General features: G+C 72.8%; 16 protein-coding genes. 8 read left to right on the forward strand and 8 right to left on the reverse strand.

Translation table 11 applies throughout. The features are described 5' to 3' along the window. Nucleotides 1-45: 45 nt before the first annotated feature. The gene (locus ACFYZ4_RS00125) at nucleotides 46-486 is read right to left on the reverse strand and encodes a MarR family transcriptional regulator (RefSeq protein ID WP_351303969.1); all 441 of its coding nucleotides are present in this window, start codon (nucleotides 484-486) and stop codon (nucleotides 46-48) included. Nucleotides 487-639: 153 nt separating this feature from the next. On the opposite strand from ACFYZ4_RS00125, the gene ACFYZ4_RS00130 reads away from it, so the two are divergent. Together ACFYZ4_RS00130 and ACFYZ4_RS00135 are read left to right on the forward strand one after the other, a co-directional pair. After that, nucleotides 640-2,199, forward strand: coding sequence for an MFS transporter (locus ACFYZ4_RS00130; RefSeq protein ID WP_390782517.1), 1,560 nt, complete (start codon nucleotides 640-642; stop codon nucleotides 2,197-2,199). 83 nt (nucleotides 2,200-2,282) lie between these two features. Next, on the forward strand, nucleotides 2,283-2,801 hold the full coding sequence (locus ACFYZ4_RS00135; RefSeq protein ID WP_390782518.1) for a DinB family protein: 519 nt from the start codon (nucleotides 2,283-2,285) through the stop codon (nucleotides 2,799-2,801). Nucleotides 2,802-2,930: 129 nt separating this feature from the next. Here the strand turns inward: ACFYZ4_RS00135 and ACFYZ4_RS00140 are convergent, their stop codons facing one another. Beyond that, on the reverse strand, nucleotides 2,931-4,292 hold the full coding sequence (locus ACFYZ4_RS00140; RefSeq protein WP_351296896.1) for an FAD-dependent oxidoreductase: 1,362 nt from the start codon (nucleotides 4,290-4,292) through the stop codon (nucleotides 2,931-2,933). Nucleotides 4,293-4,499: 207 nt separating this feature from the next. Here ACFYZ4_RS00140 and ACFYZ4_RS00145 point away from each other — a divergent pair, with 207 nt between their 5' ends. The 3 genes from ACFYZ4_RS00145 to ACFYZ4_RS00155 all read left to right on the forward strand — a co-directional run bounded on the left by ACFYZ4_RS00145 (nucleotide 4,500) and on the right by ACFYZ4_RS00155 (nucleotide 6,361). Beyond that, nucleotides 4,500-4,709 (forward strand): DUF5302 domain-containing protein, encoded by a 210-nt coding sequence (locus ACFYZ4_RS00145; protein ID WP_351296899.1) that lies wholly within the window; start codon nucleotides 4,500-4,502, stop codon nucleotides 4,707-4,709. A 174-nt stretch (nucleotides 4,710-4,883) separates the two neighbouring features. Beyond that, entirely contained in the window at nucleotides 4,884-5,297 is a 414-nt protein-coding gene (locus ACFYZ4_RS00150; protein ID WP_351296902.1) for a rodlin, read from the forward strand. Between the two features lie 146 nt (nucleotides 5,298-5,443). After that, nucleotides 5,444-6,361 carry a glycoside hydrolase family 19 protein gene (locus ACFYZ4_RS00155; protein WP_384350480.1) on the forward strand — a complete coding sequence of 306 codons (918 nt, stop codon included), beginning with the start codon at nucleotides 5,444-5,446 and terminating at the stop codon, nucleotides 6,359-6,361. A gap of 65 nt (nucleotides 6,362-6,426) precedes the next feature. On the opposite strand, the gene ACFYZ4_RS00160 is transcribed toward ACFYZ4_RS00155, so the two are convergent. The 5 genes from ACFYZ4_RS00160 to ACFYZ4_RS00180 form a co-directional block, all read right to left on the reverse strand. Further along, nucleotides 6,427-6,642, reverse strand: coding sequence for a hypothetical protein (locus ACFYZ4_RS00160; RefSeq protein WP_390782519.1), 216 nt, complete (start codon nucleotides 6,640-6,642; stop codon nucleotides 6,427-6,429). A 12-nt stretch (nucleotides 6,643-6,654) separates the two neighbouring features. Further along, nucleotides 6,655-7,128 (reverse strand): hypothetical protein, encoded by a 474-nt coding sequence (locus ACFYZ4_RS00165; RefSeq protein ID WP_390782520.1) that lies wholly within the window; start codon nucleotides 7,126-7,128, stop codon nucleotides 6,655-6,657. A gap of 432 nt (nucleotides 7,129-7,560) precedes the next feature. Beyond that, nucleotides 7,561-10,329, reverse strand: a complete 2,769-nt coding sequence (locus ACFYZ4_RS00170) for an AAA family ATPase (RefSeq protein WP_390782521.1) — start codon at nucleotides 10,327-10,329, stop codon at nucleotides 7,561-7,563. Nucleotides 10,330-10,563: 234 nt separating this feature from the next. Beyond that, the gene (locus tag ACFYZ4_RS00175; RefSeq protein ID WP_390782893.1) at nucleotides 10,564-12,327 is read right to left on the reverse strand and encodes a S8 family serine peptidase; all 1,764 of its coding nucleotides are present in this window, start codon (nucleotides 12,325-12,327) and stop codon (nucleotides 10,564-10,566) included. Between the two features lie 408 nt (nucleotides 12,328-12,735). Beyond that, nucleotides 12,736-13,485, reverse strand: a complete 750-nt coding sequence (locus ACFYZ4_RS00180; protein ID WP_351296911.1) for a DUF1838 family protein — start codon at nucleotides 13,483-13,485, stop codon at nucleotides 12,736-12,738. Nucleotides 13,486-13,666: 181 nt separating this feature from the next. On the opposite strand from ACFYZ4_RS00180, the gene ACFYZ4_RS00185 reads away from it, so the two are divergent. From ACFYZ4_RS00185 to ACFYZ4_RS00195, 3 genes are all read left to right on the forward strand, one after another. Then, entirely contained in the window at nucleotides 13,667-14,665 is a 999-nt protein-coding gene (locus ACFYZ4_RS00185) for a DUF1996 domain-containing protein (protein WP_384350489.1), read from the forward strand. An 82-nt stretch (nucleotides 14,666-14,747) separates the two neighbouring features. Further along, complete coding sequence (locus tag ACFYZ4_RS00190; RefSeq protein ID WP_351296917.1) at nucleotides 14,748-15,359, forward strand: sigma-70 family RNA polymerase sigma factor; 612 nt, start codon at nucleotides 14,748-14,750, stop codon at nucleotides 15,357-15,359. Continuing rightward, complete coding sequence (locus ACFYZ4_RS00195) at nucleotides 15,356-16,078, forward strand: anti-sigma factor family protein (RefSeq protein WP_384350492.1); 723 nt, start codon at nucleotides 15,356-15,358, stop codon at nucleotides 16,076-16,078. The genes ACFYZ4_RS00190 and ACFYZ4_RS00195 overlap by 4 nt, the downstream gene beginning before the upstream one ends. Before the next feature lie 75 nt (nucleotides 16,079-16,153). Here the strand turns inward: ACFYZ4_RS00195 and ACFYZ4_RS00200 are convergent, their stop codons facing one another. Continuing rightward, on the reverse strand, nucleotides 16,154-17,545 hold the full coding sequence (locus ACFYZ4_RS00200; RefSeq protein ID WP_390782522.1) for a hypothetical protein: 1,392 nt from the start codon (nucleotides 17,543-17,545) through the stop codon (nucleotides 16,154-16,156). Between the last annotated feature and the right edge of the window lie 52 nt (nucleotides 17,546-17,597).

Below are 17,597 nucleotides of genomic sequence, written 5' to 3' on the forward strand. Positions count from 1 at the left end.
CGTTCAGGCGGCACGGTTCAGCCCTCGCCGTTCAGCCGACGCCGTTCAGGCGCCCTTCTCCATCGAGGGGCGCAGGCGGCCCAGCAGGGCGTAGAGCGTCGCGCTCTCGTCCTCGTCGAGGGTGTCGAGCGCGCCGTGCATGTCCTGCATCTCCTCGCGGACCCGGCGGATGACCTCGCGGCCGGCGTCCGTGGCCACGACGTTCTTGACGCGGCGGTCGGCGGGGTCCGGCTCCCGGCGCACCAGCTCGCGGGCCTCCAGGCGGTCGACGATGCCGGTCACGTTCGAGGCGTCGCACACCAGCAGGGTGGCGAGGCCGCGCATGGGCACGGGGCCGTCGAGCTGGGCGAGGACCCTCGCCTGGGTGGAGGTGAGGCCGTGCTGGGCGGCGGCGGCCGCGAACTCGCGCCATTGGGCCGTGCCGATGGCCGCGAGCAGCTCCAGCAGCTGGAGCTTGGTGGGGGTGTGCGTGGCGGTGTCGCTCATACCTGGAGCGTACTCAGGATGTTTGACATTATCAATTGTTTACTTGACCACCTTAACTATCGAGGTCTACCGTCAGTCGAGTTACTTGAGGAAGTCAAACATCTGCGTTCCGAAGCTCTTCAGCTCCGAAACACGAAGAAGGTCCCCCCAGCCATGAGCACCCCCTCCCCCGCCACCCCGGCCTCCGGGCCCCGGAACGAGACGGTCATCGTCTTCGCCCTGAGCCTCGCCGCCATGGTCGTGTCGATGATGCAGACCCTGCCGGTCCCGATCCTGGGACTCATCCGCGACGACCTCGGCACCTCGACCGCGAACGTGAGCTGGGTGACGACCGCCACCCTGCTGTCGGCGGCCGTCTTCACCCCGCTCCTGGGCCGGTTCGGCGACCAGCACGGCAAGAAGCCCACCCTGGTGGCCGTGCTCGGCGTCATGGTCGTCGGCTCCGTCATCGCCGCGCTGGCGTCCTCGCTGCCCCTGCTGATCCTGGGCCGGGTGCTCCAGGGCGCCGCCACCGCGATCTTCCCGCTGGCCCTCTCGGTCCTGCGCGAAGAGGTCCGGCCGCAGAAGCTGCCGGGAGCGATGGCGCTGGTCAGCGGCACGCTCGCGTTCGGCAGCGGCCTCGCGCTCGTCGCGACCGGGCTGCTCACCTCCGGGTCGGACGCGGACTACCGCAACGCCTTCTGGATGGCGACCGGCTTCGCCCTGCTGGCCCTGCTCGCGGTCGTCTTCCTGGTCCCCGCGACCCGGCACAAGACCGGCGGGCGCACCGACTTCCTCGGCGCGCTGACCCTCGGCCTCGCCCTGCTGCTGCTCCTGCTGCCGATCTCCCAGGGCCACGAGTGGGGCTGGGCCTCCGGCCGTACGCTGGGCAGCTTCGCCGGCGCCGCCGTGATGGCCGCGGTCTGGGTGCTCGTCGAGCGCAAGGTCCGCGAGCCGCTCGTCGACATGAAGATGTTCGTCCACCGCCCGGTGCTCATGGCCAACCTGGCCGGCGTCCTCGTCGGCTTCGGCATGTTCGCGAACTTCCTGGGCGTCTCGTACCTCGTCCAGATGCCCGAGGCGCTCACCGGCTACGGCTTCGACGCGTCGATCCTGCGCGCCTCCGTGCAGTTCCTGCTGCCCGGCGCCATCGTCTCGCTGCTCGCCTCGCCCGTGGGCGGCCAGATCGTGCGCCACCGCGGTCCGCGCGTGGCGCTGGGGCTGGCCGCCGCGCTCGGCGCGGCCGGCTTCGCCTGGCTCGTCCTGGACCACCAGCACAGCTTGTCGGTGATCGGCGCCGGACTGGTCGTCGGCGCAGCCGTCAGCTTCGGCTACGCGGCCATGCCCGCCGTGATCATGTCCAGCGTCCCGCACCACCAGAGCGGCATCGCCAACGGCATCAACTCGATCTCCCGCTCCACGGGCAGTGCGATCGGCAGCGCCGTCGTCACCACGATCCTGGCCTCGAAGACCATCGAGCACCTGCCCGCGGGCGTGCCCCCGCTGCCCGCCGAGTCCGGCTTCACCCTCACCTTCGGGATCGGGGCCGTGGCCTTCGCGCTGGTCGCGGTGATCAGCTGGATCGGCCTGCGGGGCGGTCACGGCACCGTGGCGGCGTCCGCGCAGCCCGGGGCGGCCGAACAGAACGAGAAGGCCGGGAAGACCGAGACCGCGGAGACGGCCGGTAAGGACGAGGCGGCCCTGCGCTCCGAGGCCGTGGAAGCCACCCGCTGACCGACCCGCACCGCCGGCCCGGCGGTCCCCCTGCCGCGTGTCGTTCGCGGCGGGGGGACCGCCGGGCCTTGCATGGTGGGTGCATGAAGGCTACGGACGTCATCGCCGACGGGTTCGGACGCATCCGGGAGATCGTGCACGAGACCGTGGACGGGGTCCCGGCGGAGCTGCTGAACGCGCGCGTCGACCCGGCGGCGAACTCGATCACCTGGCTGGTATGGCACCTGACCCGCATCCAGGACGACCACATCGCCGACGCGGCCGGCCTGGAGCAGCTGTGGCAGGGCGGGGGCTGGGCTGACCGGTTCGCCCTGCCGCTGCCCGCCGGGGCCACCGGGTACGGCCACTCGGCGCGCCAGGCGGGCACCGTCCGGGTGGACTCGGGCGAGCTGCTGCTGGAGTACTTCGATGCGGTGCACGAGCAGAGCCTCGGGTTCGTCCGCGGGCTCGCCGCCGCCGATCTGGACCGGGTGGTCGACGAACGCTGGGACCCGCCGGTCACCCTCGGGGTGCGGCTGGTCAGCGTACTGGCCGACGACCTCCAGCACGCCGGGCAGGCGGCCTTCGTCCGCGGCGTACTGGAGCGGACCCAGGGCTCCTGAGAGCCCGCCCCTCGCCCGCACCGGCCTGGGACCCGTCCCGTTGCCCGGACAGCCCGTACGGCCACGGCCGCCGGCGGGACCGCGCCACGCGGTGGGGCCGGGACCCGTCCGGGTCCCGGCCCCCTTTCGCTACGCCCCGCTCGCGTCGAGCATGCCCTCGCGCTCGACGATCTTCACGCGCTCGCGGCCCTGGGGCTCGCCGAGGGCCTTCTCGGCCGCGTCGAGCCGGTGCCAGCCCTCCCACGTGGTGAAACGGACGCTGCGCTCGGCGAGGAAGGCCTCGACGGCCTCCGGCGCGGGCGTGGCCGGAGCGCTCAGGCGGCCCTCCGCGTGGTCGGCGAGCAGGTTCGCGACGGTCTCGTTCGCGTCGCCCTTGGTGTGGCCGATCAGGCCGACCGGACCGCGCCGGATCCAGCCGGTGACGTACGTCGACTGCAGGTGGGCGCCGGCTTCGATCACGCGGCCGCCCTCGTCCGGGACGGTGCCGGAGTCGACGTCCCACGGGAGCTTGGGCAGCTCGTCGGAGAGGTAGCCGACGGCCCGGTAGACGGACTGGACGTCCCAGTCGGTGAACCGGCCGGTGCCCTTGACGTTGCCGGTGCCGTCGAGCTCGGTGCGCTCGGTCCGCAGGCCGACCACGCGGCCGTCCTCGCCGAGCACCTCCGCGGGCGACTCGAAGAAGTGCAGGAACAGCTTGTGCGGGCGCTCGCCGATGTCCCGGATCGCCCAGTTCTCCAGGGTCTTGGCGACCATGTCGGCCTGCTTGTTGGCGCGGCGGGTGGCTATGGAGCCCTCGTCGTAGTCGATGTCCTCGGGGTTGACGATGACCTCGATGTTGGGCGAGTGGTCCAGTTCCCGGAGCTCCATCGGGCTGAACTTGGCCTGGGCGGGACCGCGACGCCCGAAGACGTGGACCTCGAGCGCCTTGTTGGCCTTGAGGCCGTCGTGGACGTTCGCCGGGATCTCGGTCGGCAGCAGCTCGTCGGCCGTCTTCGCGAGGATGCGCGCGACGTCGAGGGCGACGTTGCCGACGCCGAGGACGGCGACCTTCTCGGCCTCCAGCGGCCAGGTGCGCGGGACGTCCGGGTGGCCGTCGTACCAGGAGACGAAGTCGGCGGCGCCGTAGGAACCGTCGAGCTCGACGCCCGGGATCGTGAGCGCGCGGTCGGCCGTGGCACCGGTGGAGAAGATCACGGCGTCGTAGAAGGACTGCAGCTCGTCGAGGCTGATGTCGTTCGGGTAGTCGACGTTGCCGAAGAGGCGGACCTGCGGCTTGTCGAGCACCTGGTGCAGGGCGGTGATGATGCCCTTGATGCGCGGGTGGTCGGGGGCGACGCCGTACCGGATCAGGCCGAAGGGCGCCGGCATCCGCTCGAAGAGGTCGATGGACACACCGGGCTCGACGGCGGCCTCGGACTTCAGCAGCGCGTCGGCGGCATAGATACCGGCGGGGCCGGCACCGACGATTGCTACCCGCAGAGGGCGAGGCATGGCAGGGGTTCCCTTCGAGCGACGGCAAGGTGGATCAAAGGGAACCCTAAACGAAGGTAAGCCTAACCCAGCACCCGGTCTCGCTTTATGACCCCATAACCAAATCTTATGACCCCTCCAAGCTACCCTTGGGGGCGAGGTGAACTCGCTGGTCAGTGGGCACGCCACCTGACAGACTGAAACGGCTTGATCACCCCAGGAGGACGAATGGCTGACGAAACAGACACCCCGCAAGCCTCGCAGGCCCCGGAGGACGAATCCCCGGCCGATGCGGCCAAGCGCAAGTTCCGGGAGGCCCTGGACCGCAACGCGGCGAATGCCCAGTCCCAGCAGGCGCACCAGAGCCGGGCGAAGGTCCAGGGTGCCAGCAGCGGCCCCGGCGGCAAGAACAAGAAGGTCCGCCGCAAGACCGGCTGACCCTCGGATCCGAGGAGCTCCGTCTCGCCGCCGCGGCGGCGGGACCGGGCGACTCCACCCGCCATTGGGCCACCCGGGTGAGGGAGGATAACTCCTGGCACTGTCGGCAGTTGATCAGCTCGTCCCGCCGAGGGCAGCTATCTCATGCGACAGTGCGACAGAAGGATCCCCCACATGTTCAAGAAGTTCATGGCCACCGCCGCCGTCACCGCCTCCGTGCTCGGCGCGGGTGCCGCAGTCGCCTCACCGGCCATGGCCATCGGCAACGACGAGGGCGTCAGCACCGTCAACGGCAACGGCGCCGCGCAGATCTACGGCAACCAGGAGACCCACGGCAAGATGAGCCCGCAGCTCAGCGCCGTCCAGGGCTCCCTCAACAAGCTCTGCATCGGCCTGCCGGCCAAGGTCAACGCCCAGTCCCTGTTCGCGGTCATCGCCAACATCGGCGTCCAGGACGTCAACGTCCTGTCGAACCCGCAGAACCAGCAGTGCGCCGAGAACTCCACCCAGGCGAAGGGTGACGAGGCGATCTCGCACATCGCCAGCAACATCCCGGTCCTCTCCGGCAACCTCTCCGCCGGCAGCTGACCGAAGCGGCTTCGCGCCGGTGTCACGCGTCACGCGTGACACCGGCGCGTTTCATTTGGTCTAGACCTTGACAGGTACAGACCACTTTCGCTTCAGTGGGCGCAGTTGCCCCCCACGGCAATTCCCCCCACCGAAGGAGCAGTTACGTGATACGTGCGCTTCGCCGCCGCGCCCTCTCCCTGGCGGCCGCCGCGGCCGTCACGGTCGGCCTCGCCATCGCCCTCCCCTCCTCCCCCGCCTCCGCGGCGGCCCCCTGCGCCGGCGCCTGGGCCTCGTCCGCCGTCTACACGAACGGCATGAGCGCCTCGTACGCCGGACACAACTGGCAGGCCAAGTGGTGGACCCAGGGCGAGACGCCCGGCACCACCGGGCAGTGGGGCGTCTGGTCGGACCAGGGCGCCTGTGGTGGCGGCGGTGGCCAGGATCCGGACCCCGGCAATCCGTCCGGATTCGTGGTCTCCGAGGCCCAGTTCAACCAGATGTTCCCGAACCGGAACTCCTTCTACACGTACAACGGCCTGGTCGCCGCGCTGTCCGCCTACCCCGGATTCGCCAACACCGGGGACGACACCGTGAAGCGGCGCGAGGCCGCGGCCTTCCTCGCGAACGTCTCGCACGAGACGGGCGGACTCGTCTACATCGTCGAGCAGAACACCGCCAACTACCCCCACTACTGCGACGCGAGCCAGCCGTACGGCTGTCCGGCGGGGCAGGCGGCGTACTACGGCCGCGGCCCCATCCAGCTCAGCTGGAATTTCAACTACAAGGCGGCCGGTGACGCGCTGGGCATCAACCTCCTCGCCAACCCGTACCTCGTGGAGCAGGATCCGGCCATCGCGATGAAGACGGCGCTCTGGTACTGGAACACCCAGAACGGCCCGGGCACGATGACCGCGCACGCCGCCATGGTGAACGGCGCGGGCTTCGGCGAGACCATCCGCTCCATCAACGGGTCCCTGGAGTGCAACGGCGGCAATCCCGCCCAGGTCCAGAGCCGCATCTCGAAGTACCAGAGCTTCACCCAGCTGCTGGGGGTGACCCCGGGCAACAACCTCGGCTGCTGATCCCCCGATCCGCGGACGGTCGCCCGCGCGGCGTCCGGACACACTTGTCCGTGTGTCCGGACGCCTCAGGAGGGTGGGGGTGCCGGGCGTGCGGTCGGTACTCGGAGCCCCTGAGTGCGGCGCTGCTCCCGGCGGCGGTGGCCGTGCCGGTACGCCCGCGCCCACGTCCTCGGATTCCAGGGCTCGGGCCCGGGCACCCCGGAGCCGAACGTCCCGGCGTCCGTGGGCGGGGCGATGCGGTCGGCGAGGCCGGCGATCAGCCGGTCCAGGGTGACGAGCACGAGCTCCTCCGATCAGGTCCCGCAGGCGGCGCGGACGATCGCGCCCACCTCGTAGGGTCCTCCGTGGTCCCCGCGGGTGTCCACCAGGTGCGTCTGCACCTGCAAGTCGTAGTTGTAGGTGCCGCCGCCGGGGCAGCCGATCGTCCAGATGGTGTCGTTGACCTCGTTCGGCGAGTACACGAAGTTGCTCTTGCCCCACCCGGTGTAGGCCCTCGGCCCCGACCACGACGAACTCAGGAACTGGCCGCGCGTGTAGTGGTACAGGAAGCTCCCCGAGCAGATCTCGTGGCTCGACGAGGACAGGTAGTTCCCGACCAGCACGGTGGGCCGCGCCCAGGTCGAGCAGATCCATCCGGCGGCGGTCGCGTCCTTCCCGGCGGTCCTCGGCAGCCGGACCCCCTGCGGGGCGAAGTTCGCGGGGTCGTTGTTGGCCGGGACCGAGGCGTCGAGGCCCTCGCTCTTCCACTCCTTGCCCGAGGCGTCCACCCCCAGTGGACGACCTTCGCGCCCCTCTCGTCGAAGCCCGCCGCCGCAGCCGTATGAGCCTGGCTGACGGTCGGGAGGCGGGGCGTGTCGGCGGCCGGCGCGGCCGGCGCCGACAAGGCCAGTGCGGCCGAAGCGGCCACGGCGGCGGCAGTACCTCGTGCGATAGTGCGTCGGTTCACGTGCGCTCCAGTGCTCGAAGGTCCGGGGCGGCAGGCGGGACGGCGCGCTGCAGGAGCTGTCGATGCTGCACCGAAGATGGGCGACATTCAGGTTCCGGGTGACGGAATGGCCGGGACCGGGCTGCGCAGTGTCCGGCTCCCCAGCGCCGTGACCCCGCGCCGGGACGCTGTGGCGGTCAAGCGCGGCCAGGTTCTGCGCACGGTCGGCAGCCCCCGCCCCGCTCAAGCCCCGACCCTGCCGGCCTCGGCGCGGTCAGCGGGTGCGCAGGGCGGTCGCGAGTTGGGCCCGCGAGCGGACGTCGAGCTTCTGGTAGATGCGGGTCAGCCGGGCCTCGACCGTCTTGACGCTGAGGAACAGCTTCGCCGCGGCCTCCTGGTTGCTGGCGCCCTGGCTGACGAGCAGGGCCAGCCGGGTCTCGGCCTCGGTCAGCACCGCGGCCGCCGGCGCCTGCGCGCCGCCTCCCTCGCCGGGAGCCGGCTCCCTGGCGAGCTCCGTCCAGGGAGCCGCCCCGGCCAGGGCGAACACCTCGGCCGCCGCCCGCAGCGCCGCACGGGCGGGGGCCCGCCGGCGTCTGCGGCGCTCCACCCGGGCGAGGGCGAGCAGCGTACGGCCCCGCTCCAGGGGCAGTTGCAGGTCGTCGAAGCGCCGCGCCGTGGACTCCAGCAGGTGGACGCCCGCGTCGGCCTCCCCCTGGGCGGACAGGCACAGGCCACGGGCCCGGTCGAGGGCGGCGACCACCCCGGTGCGGCCGAGACCCAGGGCGACCGTACGGACGCGGTCGAGGAGTTCGGCGGCCTCGCCGGGCGCGTCCGCGGCGATCAGCGCCTCGGCCAGTTCCCCGTGCCAGCGCAGGACGGAGGGGTCCACCACCTGCTGGGCGGCTTCCAGCGCGGCGACGCGGCGCAGGGTGGCGACCGCCTTCGCCGCCTCTCCGGTGGCCAGTTCGACCAGGCCGAGCGCGTGCAGGCTGCGGGAGAGGAAGACCTGGTCCTGCTCCTCCTGTGAGGCCTGGATGCCGCGTCGGGCGTACGCGGCGGCGCGCGCGAAGCTGCCGCCCATGGCCTCGGCCATCGCGGCGACGTACCAGGCGGGGCCGGGTGACAGGCCCGCCTCGATCGTCAGTTCCAGGGCCCGGCGGGCGTGGGCGGAGGCGGCCTCGCAGCGGCCGCTGCGCAGCTCCACCTCGGTGAGGCTGCGCAGGACCTCGAAGACGTCCTCGGCGGAGCCGGTGCGCTGGACCGCCGGGAGCAGGACCATCAGCTGCCGGCGGGCGTCGGCGAGACGGTCGTCGAAGAGGGCGTGCCGGACGGCGAGGTACTGCGGGGCGTTGCGCATGCCGAGCGGCACCTCGGGCGCGGGCAGGGCGAGTGCCTCGGCCAGGATCTCCTCGGCGTCCGTGTCCCCGAGGATGCGGCCCATGCGGGCCCGTACGGTCAGGGCCATGGCTTCGGCGGTCTGGTCGCCGCCGAGCGCGGCGAGCCGGCCGGCCTCGGCCGCCGCGTCGCGGGAGCGGACCGGGTCGCCGTCGCTGAGGTTGTGCTTCCAGGCGATCCGCAGCTGGACGGCGGCCTGGAGCGAGGGGTCGCCGGCCGCCTCGTCCATGGCGTACGCGAAGGTCTCGTCGAGGGCGCCCAGGGCCTGCCCGGCGGCGTCCATCACGGCGAGCCGGGCCCGTACCCGGTCGGCGGGCGAGGCGTCTCGGGCCAGGACGGCCCGGGTGGCCCGGCGTGCGAGGTCGGCGCGGCCGGCCCAGCCGGCGTCCTCGGCGGCCGTGACGAGCCGGGCCAGTTCCTCGCCGGCCAGCCAGGACGGCGTACGGTCGGCGGCGAGCAGGCCCAGTTCGGCGGCGAGGGCCCGCTGGCCGCGGCGGCGGCAGACGGCGGCGGCCTCGGTGATCTCCGCGGCGAGCCACTGGTCGGGGGTGTCCACGGCCAGCGCGCGGTGGCGTACGGCCTGGACGGGGTCGTCGACGGCGGCGGCCAGGGCCGCGTGCCCGGCGGCGCGTTCGGGCCAGCCCGCGTCGGCGGCAAGGGCGGTGAGGAGGGCGCCCGCGGTGAACTCCACGGTGCCGTCCTCGCCGACTCTGACCAGTGCGGCCCGTTCCGCTTCGGCCAGCTCGGCCTCGGCGTCGGGGCGGCCGGCCCGGCGGAGCAGGGAGGTGGTGGGGCGGGAGGCGAGGGCGGCGAGCAGCAGGGTGCGGCGGGCCTGGGCGGAGACCCCGGCGAGCAGCCGGCGGGCCACCTCGCGGGCCTGTCCGGAGACGGGCAGCGGGTCGGCGTGGTGGGCGCTGCTGTCGCGGGCCTCGGCGGCTTCGGCGAGGGAGTGGCCGAGGGCGAGGGCGAGGCGCGGGTTGCCGCCGCTGGCCTGGTGGATGCGGCCGGCGAGGCGGGCGGGGAGGCAGTGGCGGACGAGGAGTTCGGCGACCTCGTCGGCGCCGAGCGGGGGGACGCGGATCGCGGGGACGCCGGGGCCGCAGAGGGGTTCGCCGACGGAGGCTCCGCCCTGGACGCATTCGGCGACCAGGACCCGTACGCGGGGCGGAGTGAGGCGCAGGGCGAAACGGAGCAGGTCGGTGCTCTCCGCGTCGAGCCACTGGGCGTTGTCGAGGACGAGCAGGACGGGCTGGCGGGCGGCGAGGGTGCGGAGCACCTCGACGACGGCGAGGCGCAGCGCGATGTGGTCGCGGCCGGCGCGGGGGGCGTCGGCCTCGCGGCGCAGCAGGGCGATGGCGGTGCGCTGGGGGCCGGAGAGCTGGTCGAGGGCGGCGGCGGGGACGGAGGCGAGGAGGGCGGCGGCGGACGCCTCGGGTATCCACTGGTCGGCGGCCTCGGGGGCGAGGCGGAGAACGCTCTCACGCCGGGCCTCGGCCGCGGCCGCGACGGCGCGGACGACCTCGGTCTTGCCCGCGCCGGCGGGTCCGGTGAGCAGCGCCCGGCCGTGCGTGGTCAGCGCAAGGTCGACCGCCTTGATGAGTTCGCCGTGTCCGACACTCGTGTCAGCGTTCCCCGTCGCCGCCACCACGCACAGCCACCAGCCTTCCCGTCCCCAGCTCCTGTGCCCTTCCTGTGAGAGGCGAGAATACGAGGTCGGACGGCAGGTGGACCCGGATTGTGACGCAGAATTCAGTCACGTCACACGAAAACCCGGCGGACCTGCCGATACGCGCGGTATCGGCAGGCCCGGGGATTCATTTGGTCCGTACTATCGGCCCGTCAGGCCGAGTTGGTGCCGGACCCCTGGTGGAGGGGGAGCCTCTCAGAACGCGAGGTTCCAGGAGTCGATCTTGCCGGTGTCGCCGCCGGCGTTGTCGTTCACCCGCAGCTTCCAGGTGCCGTTCGCGACCTCGGAGGAGGCGTTGACGGTGAAGACCTGGTTGATGTTGTCGGTGCTGCCGCCGGCCCGGTTGTGGACCGTGTAGACGGTGCCGTCGGGGGCCACCAGGTCGACCTTGAGGTCGCCGATGTAGGTGTGGACGATGTTCACGCCGACCTTGAGGGCGGCCGGGGCGTTGCCGGTCTTGCCGGTGACGGTGATCGGGCTCTCCACGGTGGTGTTGTCACCGATGGTGACGTCCGTGCCGTTCTCGAAGGCCGGGGTGGGCGGGGTCGAGGTGACGGCGGCGACGGTCGCGGCGGCGTCGGCGAGACCGGTGCCGCAGCCGCCGGTGCAGGTGCCGGCCAGCGGGCGGGCGTTCGTCTTGATCGCCGACTCGATCTGCGCCGGGGTCAGCGCGGAGTTCGCCGACTTCAGCAGGGCGGCCAGGCCCGCGATGTGCGGGGCGGCCATGCTGGTGCCCTGGTAGGGCTTGTAGATCTCGGCGCCGGGGGTGGTGGTGCCCGCGTTCAGCGTGGAGAGGATGGCGTTCTCGGGGGTGGTGACGGTGCCGGGCGTGTCGGTGGCGCGGCGGGTCTCACCGCCCGGGGCGGCGACGTCGATGATCGCGCCGTAGTTGGAGTAGTACGAGCGCTCGCCGGCGCGGTTGGTCGAGGCGACGTTGATCACGTTGTTGCAGCTGGCGGGCGAGAAGTTCGCCGCGTCCGCGTTGCTGTTGCCGGCCGCGACGACCACGGTCGTACCGCGGGCGACGGCGGCGTTGATGGCGTTCTGGTAGCTGGTGCCGCAGGCGCCGGGGCCGCCGAGGCTCATGTTGATGACCTTGGCCGGGGTGGCGTTGGCCGGGATGCCGGCCACGGAGCCGCCGGAGGCCCAGGTGATGGCGTCGACGATGTCCGAGGTGGCGCCGCCGCACTTGCCGAGCACGCGGACGGGCTGGATCTTCGCGCCGTACGCGATGCCGGCGACGCCCTTGGAGTTGTTCGTGGCCGCGGCGATGGTGCCCGCGACGTGGGTGCCGTGCCAGGAGGAGTTGCTGGCCTTGGAGCCGAGGCCGCACTCGCCGTCGGTGGCGTTCCAGTCGCCCTGGTCGGCGGGGTTGTTGTCACGGCCGTTGCCGTCACGGGCGTCGGCGGAGCTGGAGATGAAGTCGTAGCCCGCGACGATGTTCGGGGCGACGTCCGAGTGGGCGACGTAGCCGGTGTCGATCACGGCGACGGTGACGCCGGAGCCGGTGGTCTTGTCCCAGGCGCCGGGCACGTTCATGCCGGCGGTGGGCTCGAAGAGGTCCCACTGCTTGGCGTACTCGGTGTCGTTCGGGGTGACGGCCTGGGCGTAGGCGCGGGAGTCCGGCTCGACGTAGGCGACGTCCGGGTCGGCGCGGAACTGGGCCATCACGTCGGCCGCGTCGGCCGGGGCCACGGTCCCCCCGAGGTTGACCAGGGCGGCTCCGGTGCCGAGGCGGCGGTCGAACTTCGCCTTCTTGCCGGCCTTCTTGCCCTTGGCGGCGGCGTCGTCGGCGGCCGCGGTGTTCGAGCTGGCCTCGGTCGCCGAGGACTTGTACCCGACGATGAGGTTCTGGACGGGCGCCGTGGCGGCGACCGCGGCGGCCGGTGCCGCGCCGGGGTTCTCGACGGCCACGGCCACGGAGGCCGTGGCGGAGCCGGCGAGCAGGGTGACGGACATGGCCACCACGGATATGAGCCGACGTCTGGTTGCGTGCACGTGTTCCCCTTCGAGGGCCGTTTCCGGGCAGGCCGGAGCGGCCGGTCAGTGCAGTGTGGGAGGTTCCGGCGGCCGCGGGGCCGGAAGCGAGTTGGTCGGTCTCGCCCCGGCCGCCGCCGCGCGCCACGTCGTCCCGGCCGCAACGGCGAGGCAGGGACAACGGCGTTCCCGGCCCTTCCCCGGACGGTGGGGCCTACACGCCATGTGGGGTGGGCGTGTGAACCGCCCCGTCAGGGGAAGATCGCCGGTGGGCAGACAGTAGGCAACGCGGCGATGAACTCGATACGGGGAAAACCCTTGTCCGCCCCCTGCCGCACCCCCCGGGGGTCCCTCGGCAGGGGGCGGCGTGCGGGGCGGGGCGGGCGGCGGTCAGTTCGGCGGGAAGAGCTTGCGGTAGTAGGTCCAGCTGGTTTCGTTCGGTTCGCTCCACTTCTCCGGGGCGTGGGCGAATTCGGGGTGGTGGTCCGCGATGTACGCGCGGGTGCGCTCGGGGACCTGCGCGTACGCGTCGAGTTTGCGGCCGCGGCAGTGGAAGGTGAGGCCGCCGGGGCGCGCACCCTGTTCCATCCAGGGCAGCCACGGGGACATCCGCGTCCAGGACATCGTCGAGGGCACGCTCGCCGCGTCGGTGGCCAGCGCGGCCCGGGGTGTGAAGAACTGGAAGAGCTCCAGCGCCCGGTAGGTGTCGTCGGCCGACTGGGCCGGGTATTCCTCGACCGGCAGGGGCGAGGGGTAGGCGAGCGGGATCTCCAGGCTGAAGCAGACCTGGTCGCCCAGTTCGGTCACGGGCACCGGGAACGGCCGCCACCGCTGGTTGGCCGGATCGTTCCAGACGTGGACCACCGGCTTGCCCTCCCAGGTCTCCATGATCTCCCGGGTCCGGGGGTCCAGGTAGAACGCGGCCTCCCTGGAGAGCAGCTGGTAGCCGCCGATCTCCTCGTCCGGGACGAGGCGGGCGACATTGAGCCCTTCGAAGCCGAAGAGGCGCCGGTAGGGCTCGCCCGGGGCCCAGGCGTGGACATCACCGGTCCACCGGAACGTGACCTCGTCGCCGTCGAGGGAGGCGCGGGTGCGGGCGAATGCTTGCAGGAGTTCGGCGGGTGTCGCGGCTGATGTCATACGGCTCACTGTGCGCGGCCGCGGCCCGGGTGGGCAAGCGGCCCCACGGACAACCGGAGCCCCTTTCAAGGGGCTTGAGGGGCTGGTGGGGGCGGGTGGGTTCGGTGGCCGCGGGCCGGGCCGGGACCGTCATGCGGATGCCAGGTTGACGACGGTCGCGCCACCGGCAACGGTGACCGCCATGGGGAAAGAACGCCGACTGCTCACACTCGTCATCTGCCTGGTCCTGGGGGGCGGACTGACCGCCGCGGTGCTGGGTGCCTCGCGAGCGGCCGGTCCGCACGGGGGGACCGTGGCCGGGCGTCCGGCGCCCTCCGACTACGTGGACATACGTGATGTTCCACGCGCCCCGGCCGCCGCTCCCGCCCCGGGTGCCGACGGATCCACCGGCTCGGTGGTGGTGGACTGCGGCCGCAACGAGCAGGGGCACTACAACGAGGACAATCTGGTGGTCTCGCCGGGCCTGCGGGCCGGCGCCCACCACACGCACGCGTACGTGGGAAACCTGTCCACGGACGCGATGTCGACCGATGCCTCCCTGGACGCGGCCGCCACGAGCTGCGCGGGCGGCGACCGGTCCACGTACTACTGGCCCGTCCTGCGGCGGCTCGACCGGCCGGGCACCCGCCCGCACGAGCACTCGGCGGGGCACGGGAACGCGGGCGAGATCCTGCCGGAGGTCTCGGTCCTGGTGGAGTTCCGCGGCAGCCCGGTGAGCAAGGTGGTGGCGATGCCGCGCTTCCTGCGCGGGATGACGGGCGACGCCGTCGCGTACACGGCGGGCACCGACGCCGACGTACGGGCCCGCTGGGGGTGTTCCGGCTCCCCGGACCGGCCGACCACGCGCTACCCGCGCTGCCCCGAGGGCGAGCGGGTCACCCGCACCCTGGTCTTCCCCAGCTGCTGGAACGGCATCGACACCGCCGGCGCCGGACACCGCTCGCACCTGCGCTTCCCCGGTACGAACGGGGTCTGCCCGCCGGACTTCTTCCCCGTGCCCGAACTGCGCGTCTCCCTCGGCTACGAGGTCCCCGCGGGGGTGCCCGTGGCGCTCGACTCCTTCCCCGAGCAGCGGCACAGCCCGAAGACGGACCACGCAATGTTCGTGAACGCGATGACCGACCGGCAGATGGCCGAGGTCGTCGGCTGCCTCAACGCGGGGCGCGCCTGCCGGACCTGAGTGACGCAGGTCACGTGAACCGGGCGGGCGCCGGTGGCGTGTTCCGACCGCACCACCAAGCGAGGAAGACGGAGAGGGTGAGATGGCCGGACCACTGTGGCCCCGCACTCGGCGGGGCTCGACCGACGAGGCACTGATCAAGTCGGTGTACGAGGAGCACGGTCACGCCCTGCTCGCGTACGCCACCCGGCTGACCGGGGACCGGGCCGCCGCCGAGGACGTCGTCCAGGAGACGCTCATCCGGGCCTGGCGGCATTCCGAAGTCCTGGTCAACGGAAAGGGTTCGGTGCGCGGCTGGCTGCTCACCGTGGCCCGCAACATCATCACCGACCGCTACCGGGCCAAGGCGGCACGGCCCCCGGAGGTCTCCGGGGCCTCGGCCACTCCCCCGGTGGAGGCGGACCACGCCGACGCGGTGGTGGACAGCATGACGGTCCTGGGGGCCCTCGACCAGCTGTCGCCGGAACACCGTGACGTCCTGAAGGAGTTGTACTACCGGCAGCTCAGCGTTGCGGAGGCGGCCGACACCCTCGGCATTCCGGCGGGCACGGTCAAATCGCGTGCGCACTACGCGCTCAAGGCCCTGCGCGACGTCTTCAGGGACCAACGTTCGAGTGACAGCAGCTTCAGAGACGGAAAACGACAGGGCAGGCCGCCCCAGCAGCCCGCCGGACTGCGTGAGGTGGTGGCATGAACCGGCAGCGGCACGAGGAGGAACTGCTCGGCCCGTACGTGCTCGGCGTCCTGGACGCCGAGGAGGTCCGCCGGATCGAGGAACACATGAGCGGATGCGTGCAGTGCCGGGAGGAGTTGGCCGCGTTGCGCGAGATGGAAGCGGCACTGGGCGAGGTGCCCGAGGAGGCGTTCCTCGACGGTCCGCCGCAGGGCGGGGACCTGCTGCTCCAGCGCACCCTGCGGCAGATGCGCGGCGAACGGGTCGGCGCGCAGCGCCGGCGCGCCGGGTTCGCGGGACTGGCCGTGGCGGCCTCCCTGGCCGCCGTGTTCTGGGCCGGAACGCAGCTGGGCGGCGATCCCGGTGGCCTTGCCCTGCCCCCGCCGCCGTCCCCGACGGCTCCGGCGGACCCCTCGCCGCCGCCCGCCGGGACCAAGCTGCTCTCCGCGACCGATCCGGGCACGGGCGCGCGGATGACGGTGCAGATGACACCGGCGGCGAAGTGGGTGCGGTTGCACGCGGCGGTCACGGGAGTGCCGAAGGGCGAGCGGTGCCGGCTGGTCGTGGTCGCCAAGGACGGTACGCGCACCACCGCGGGCAGCTGGGTCGTCGGCGGCCAGGAGAACGGTGAGGGCAAGGGCGCGGCGCTGGACGGTTCGGCGGCGGTGGACCCGGCGAACGTCAAGGCCGTCCTCGTGGAGAACGAGGCGGGCCGGACGTTCGTGTCCGTACCGGCCTGACCGGCCGGGTCGGTTCCGGCGTGACCGGGGCCGCTGTGTGATGAGCCCGGGAGCCTGTCCGGCTCCCGGGCTCCGTCACGCCCCGGCCCGGTCGAGCAGGCGGCGCATGTCGTCGGCGGGGAGCGCCGGGTTGGCCGCGGCCGCCAGCGCGGCCGTCATGGCCTCCGGGTCGGGATCGGCGAGCAGTTCACGGATCCGGGTCACGGGGAGCCGGGGGTCCCGAGCGGCGTACGCGCGCGTCTCCGGGTCCCGGCTGAGCCGGTCCAGGAGCTCCGGCTCCAGGCCGGGGTCGTGCAGGGCCAGGCGCCGGCGGTCCGGGTCCGCGGAGTCACCGAAGCGCGCGGCGAGCCCGGCGGTGGGGAAGCCCGGCCGGACGACCAGCATGCCCACGGCGCGGTGGGTGCCGTGCAGGTAGAGGTCGAGGAGCAGCTCGGGCGGCGGCTCCGGGTGGAACTCGGCGAGCAGCAGGCGTACGGCGAAGTCCTCGTCCTGAGCGAGCAGTTCGACGGCGTCGGACGGCAGGCCGGGGCAGATCGCGGCGCTGCGCCGCAGCCAGGTGTGCGGGGACCGGGCGCACTCCCGCAGCAACACGGCGTCCTCGCGGCGCTCCCACACCCAGTCGAGGACGGGCAGCCGGTCCTCGGCGCCGACCGTGTAGTCGATGGCGGCTCGCTCGGACTCGCTCAGTTCGGGGCGGGCGGAGACGTGGAGCCGGACCAGCGGGTCGGGGTCGACGGCCAGCCGCGCCACCAGGTCGCGCGGGAGTGACGGGTTGCACGCGATCGCCGCGAGCCGTTCGCCCTCCGCGATCACGCGTTCGGCGAGCTCCCGGGTGAGCCGGCCCCTCGCGAGGACCTCGCCCAACTGCCACGCGCCCGCCGGCCGGTCGACCAGCCACGTGGTCCGCTCCTCGTCCTCGTGGCAGGCCTGCAGGGCCGCGGCCTGCCGCACGTCCGGGTCCTCGTCGTGGAGGAGCCGCTCCCGTGCCTCGTCCGGGAGCCGGTCCCAGGCCCGGCAGGCCGCCCGCCGGAACAGCGGTTCCCCGTGGTCCGCGAGTCCCGCCAGGATGTGGGCGGGCGTCCCGCCCCACGCGATCAGTTCCTGGCGCACCAGGGCCTTGGGATGGTTCAGCAGCCGCTCGTACGCCCAGTCGGGCAGCGGGGCCACGCGCTGCCGGTAGGCCATGGGGCCCATCGCGAGGTGGAGGGGGACCGACGGGTGCGGGTCGTCGACCAGCCGGGCGCGCTGGTCGGGGTCGGCGCCGGCGTTCTCGGCGAAGGTCGCCCTGACGCCGCGGTCCGGGTGGACCAGAACGGCCTCGATCACCTCCTGAGGCAGAACCGCGCGCCGCGCAACCGCTCGCCGCACCCGCTCGTCTTCGTGGCCGAGCAGCCGCAGCAACACGTCCGCCGGTGCGGCCTTGTTCCCCACGAGCCCCTGCAGCAGCCCCGTCCACCGATCGCCCATGCCCGATCCCTCCCCGTTGATCCAAAACGGGCAGCGTAGCAAGGAAGCCCAC

The sequence above is a fragment of the Streptomyces sp. NPDC001513 genome (genome assembly GCF_042894695.1).
In the GTDB taxonomy this organism is placed as follows: domain Bacteria; phylum Actinomycetota; class Actinomycetes; order Streptomycetales; family Streptomycetaceae; genus Streptomyces.

Excerpts from the sequence above, each read along its gene's own strand:
- ACFYZ4_RS00185 (WP_384350489.1), top strand. The coding sequence starts at position 13,667 with ATGGGGAAAGAACGCCGACTGCTCACACTCGTCATCTGCCTGGTCCTG.
- ACFYZ4_RS00150 (WP_351296902.1), top strand. The coding sequence starts at position 4,884 with ATGTTCAAGAAGTTCATGGCCACCGCCGCCGTCACCGCCTCCGTGCTC.
- ACFYZ4_RS00145 (WP_351296899.1), top strand. The coding sequence starts at position 4,500 with ATGGCTGACGAAACAGACACCCCGCAAGCCTCGCAGGCCCCGGAGGAC.
- ACFYZ4_RS00180 (WP_351296911.1), bottom strand. The coding sequence starts at position 13,485 with ATGACATCAGCCGCGACACCCGCCGAACTCCTGCAAGCATTCGCCCGC.
- ACFYZ4_RS00140 (WP_351296896.1), bottom strand. The coding sequence starts at position 4,292 with ATGCCTCGCCCTCTGCGGGTAGCAATCGTCGGTGCCGGCCCCGCCGGT.
- ACFYZ4_RS00195 (WP_384350492.1), top strand. The coding sequence starts at position 15,356 with ATGAACCGGCAGCGGCACGAGGAGGAACTGCTCGGCCCGTACGTGCTC.
- ACFYZ4_RS00125 (WP_351303969.1), bottom strand. The coding sequence starts at position 486 with ATGAGCGACACCGCCACGCACACCCCCACCAAGCTCCAGCTGCTGGAG.
- ACFYZ4_RS00175 (WP_390782893.1), bottom strand. The coding sequence starts at position 12,327 with ATGTCCGTCACCCTGCTCGCCGGCTCCGCCACGGCCTCCGTGGCCGTG.
- ACFYZ4_RS00135 (WP_390782518.1), top strand. The coding sequence starts at position 2,283 with ATGAAGGCTACGGACGTCATCGCCGACGGGTTCGGACGCATCCGGGAG.
- ACFYZ4_RS00130 (WP_390782517.1), top strand. The coding sequence starts at position 640 with ATGAGCACCCCCTCCCCCGCCACCCCGGCCTCCGGGCCCCGGAACGAG.
- ACFYZ4_RS00190 (WP_351296917.1), top strand. The coding sequence starts at position 14,748 with ATGGCCGGACCACTGTGGCCCCGCACTCGGCGGGGCTCGACCGACGAG.
- ACFYZ4_RS00200 (WP_390782522.1), bottom strand. The coding sequence starts at position 17,545 with ATGGGCGATCGGTGGACGGGGCTGCTGCAGGGGCTCGTGGGGAACAAG.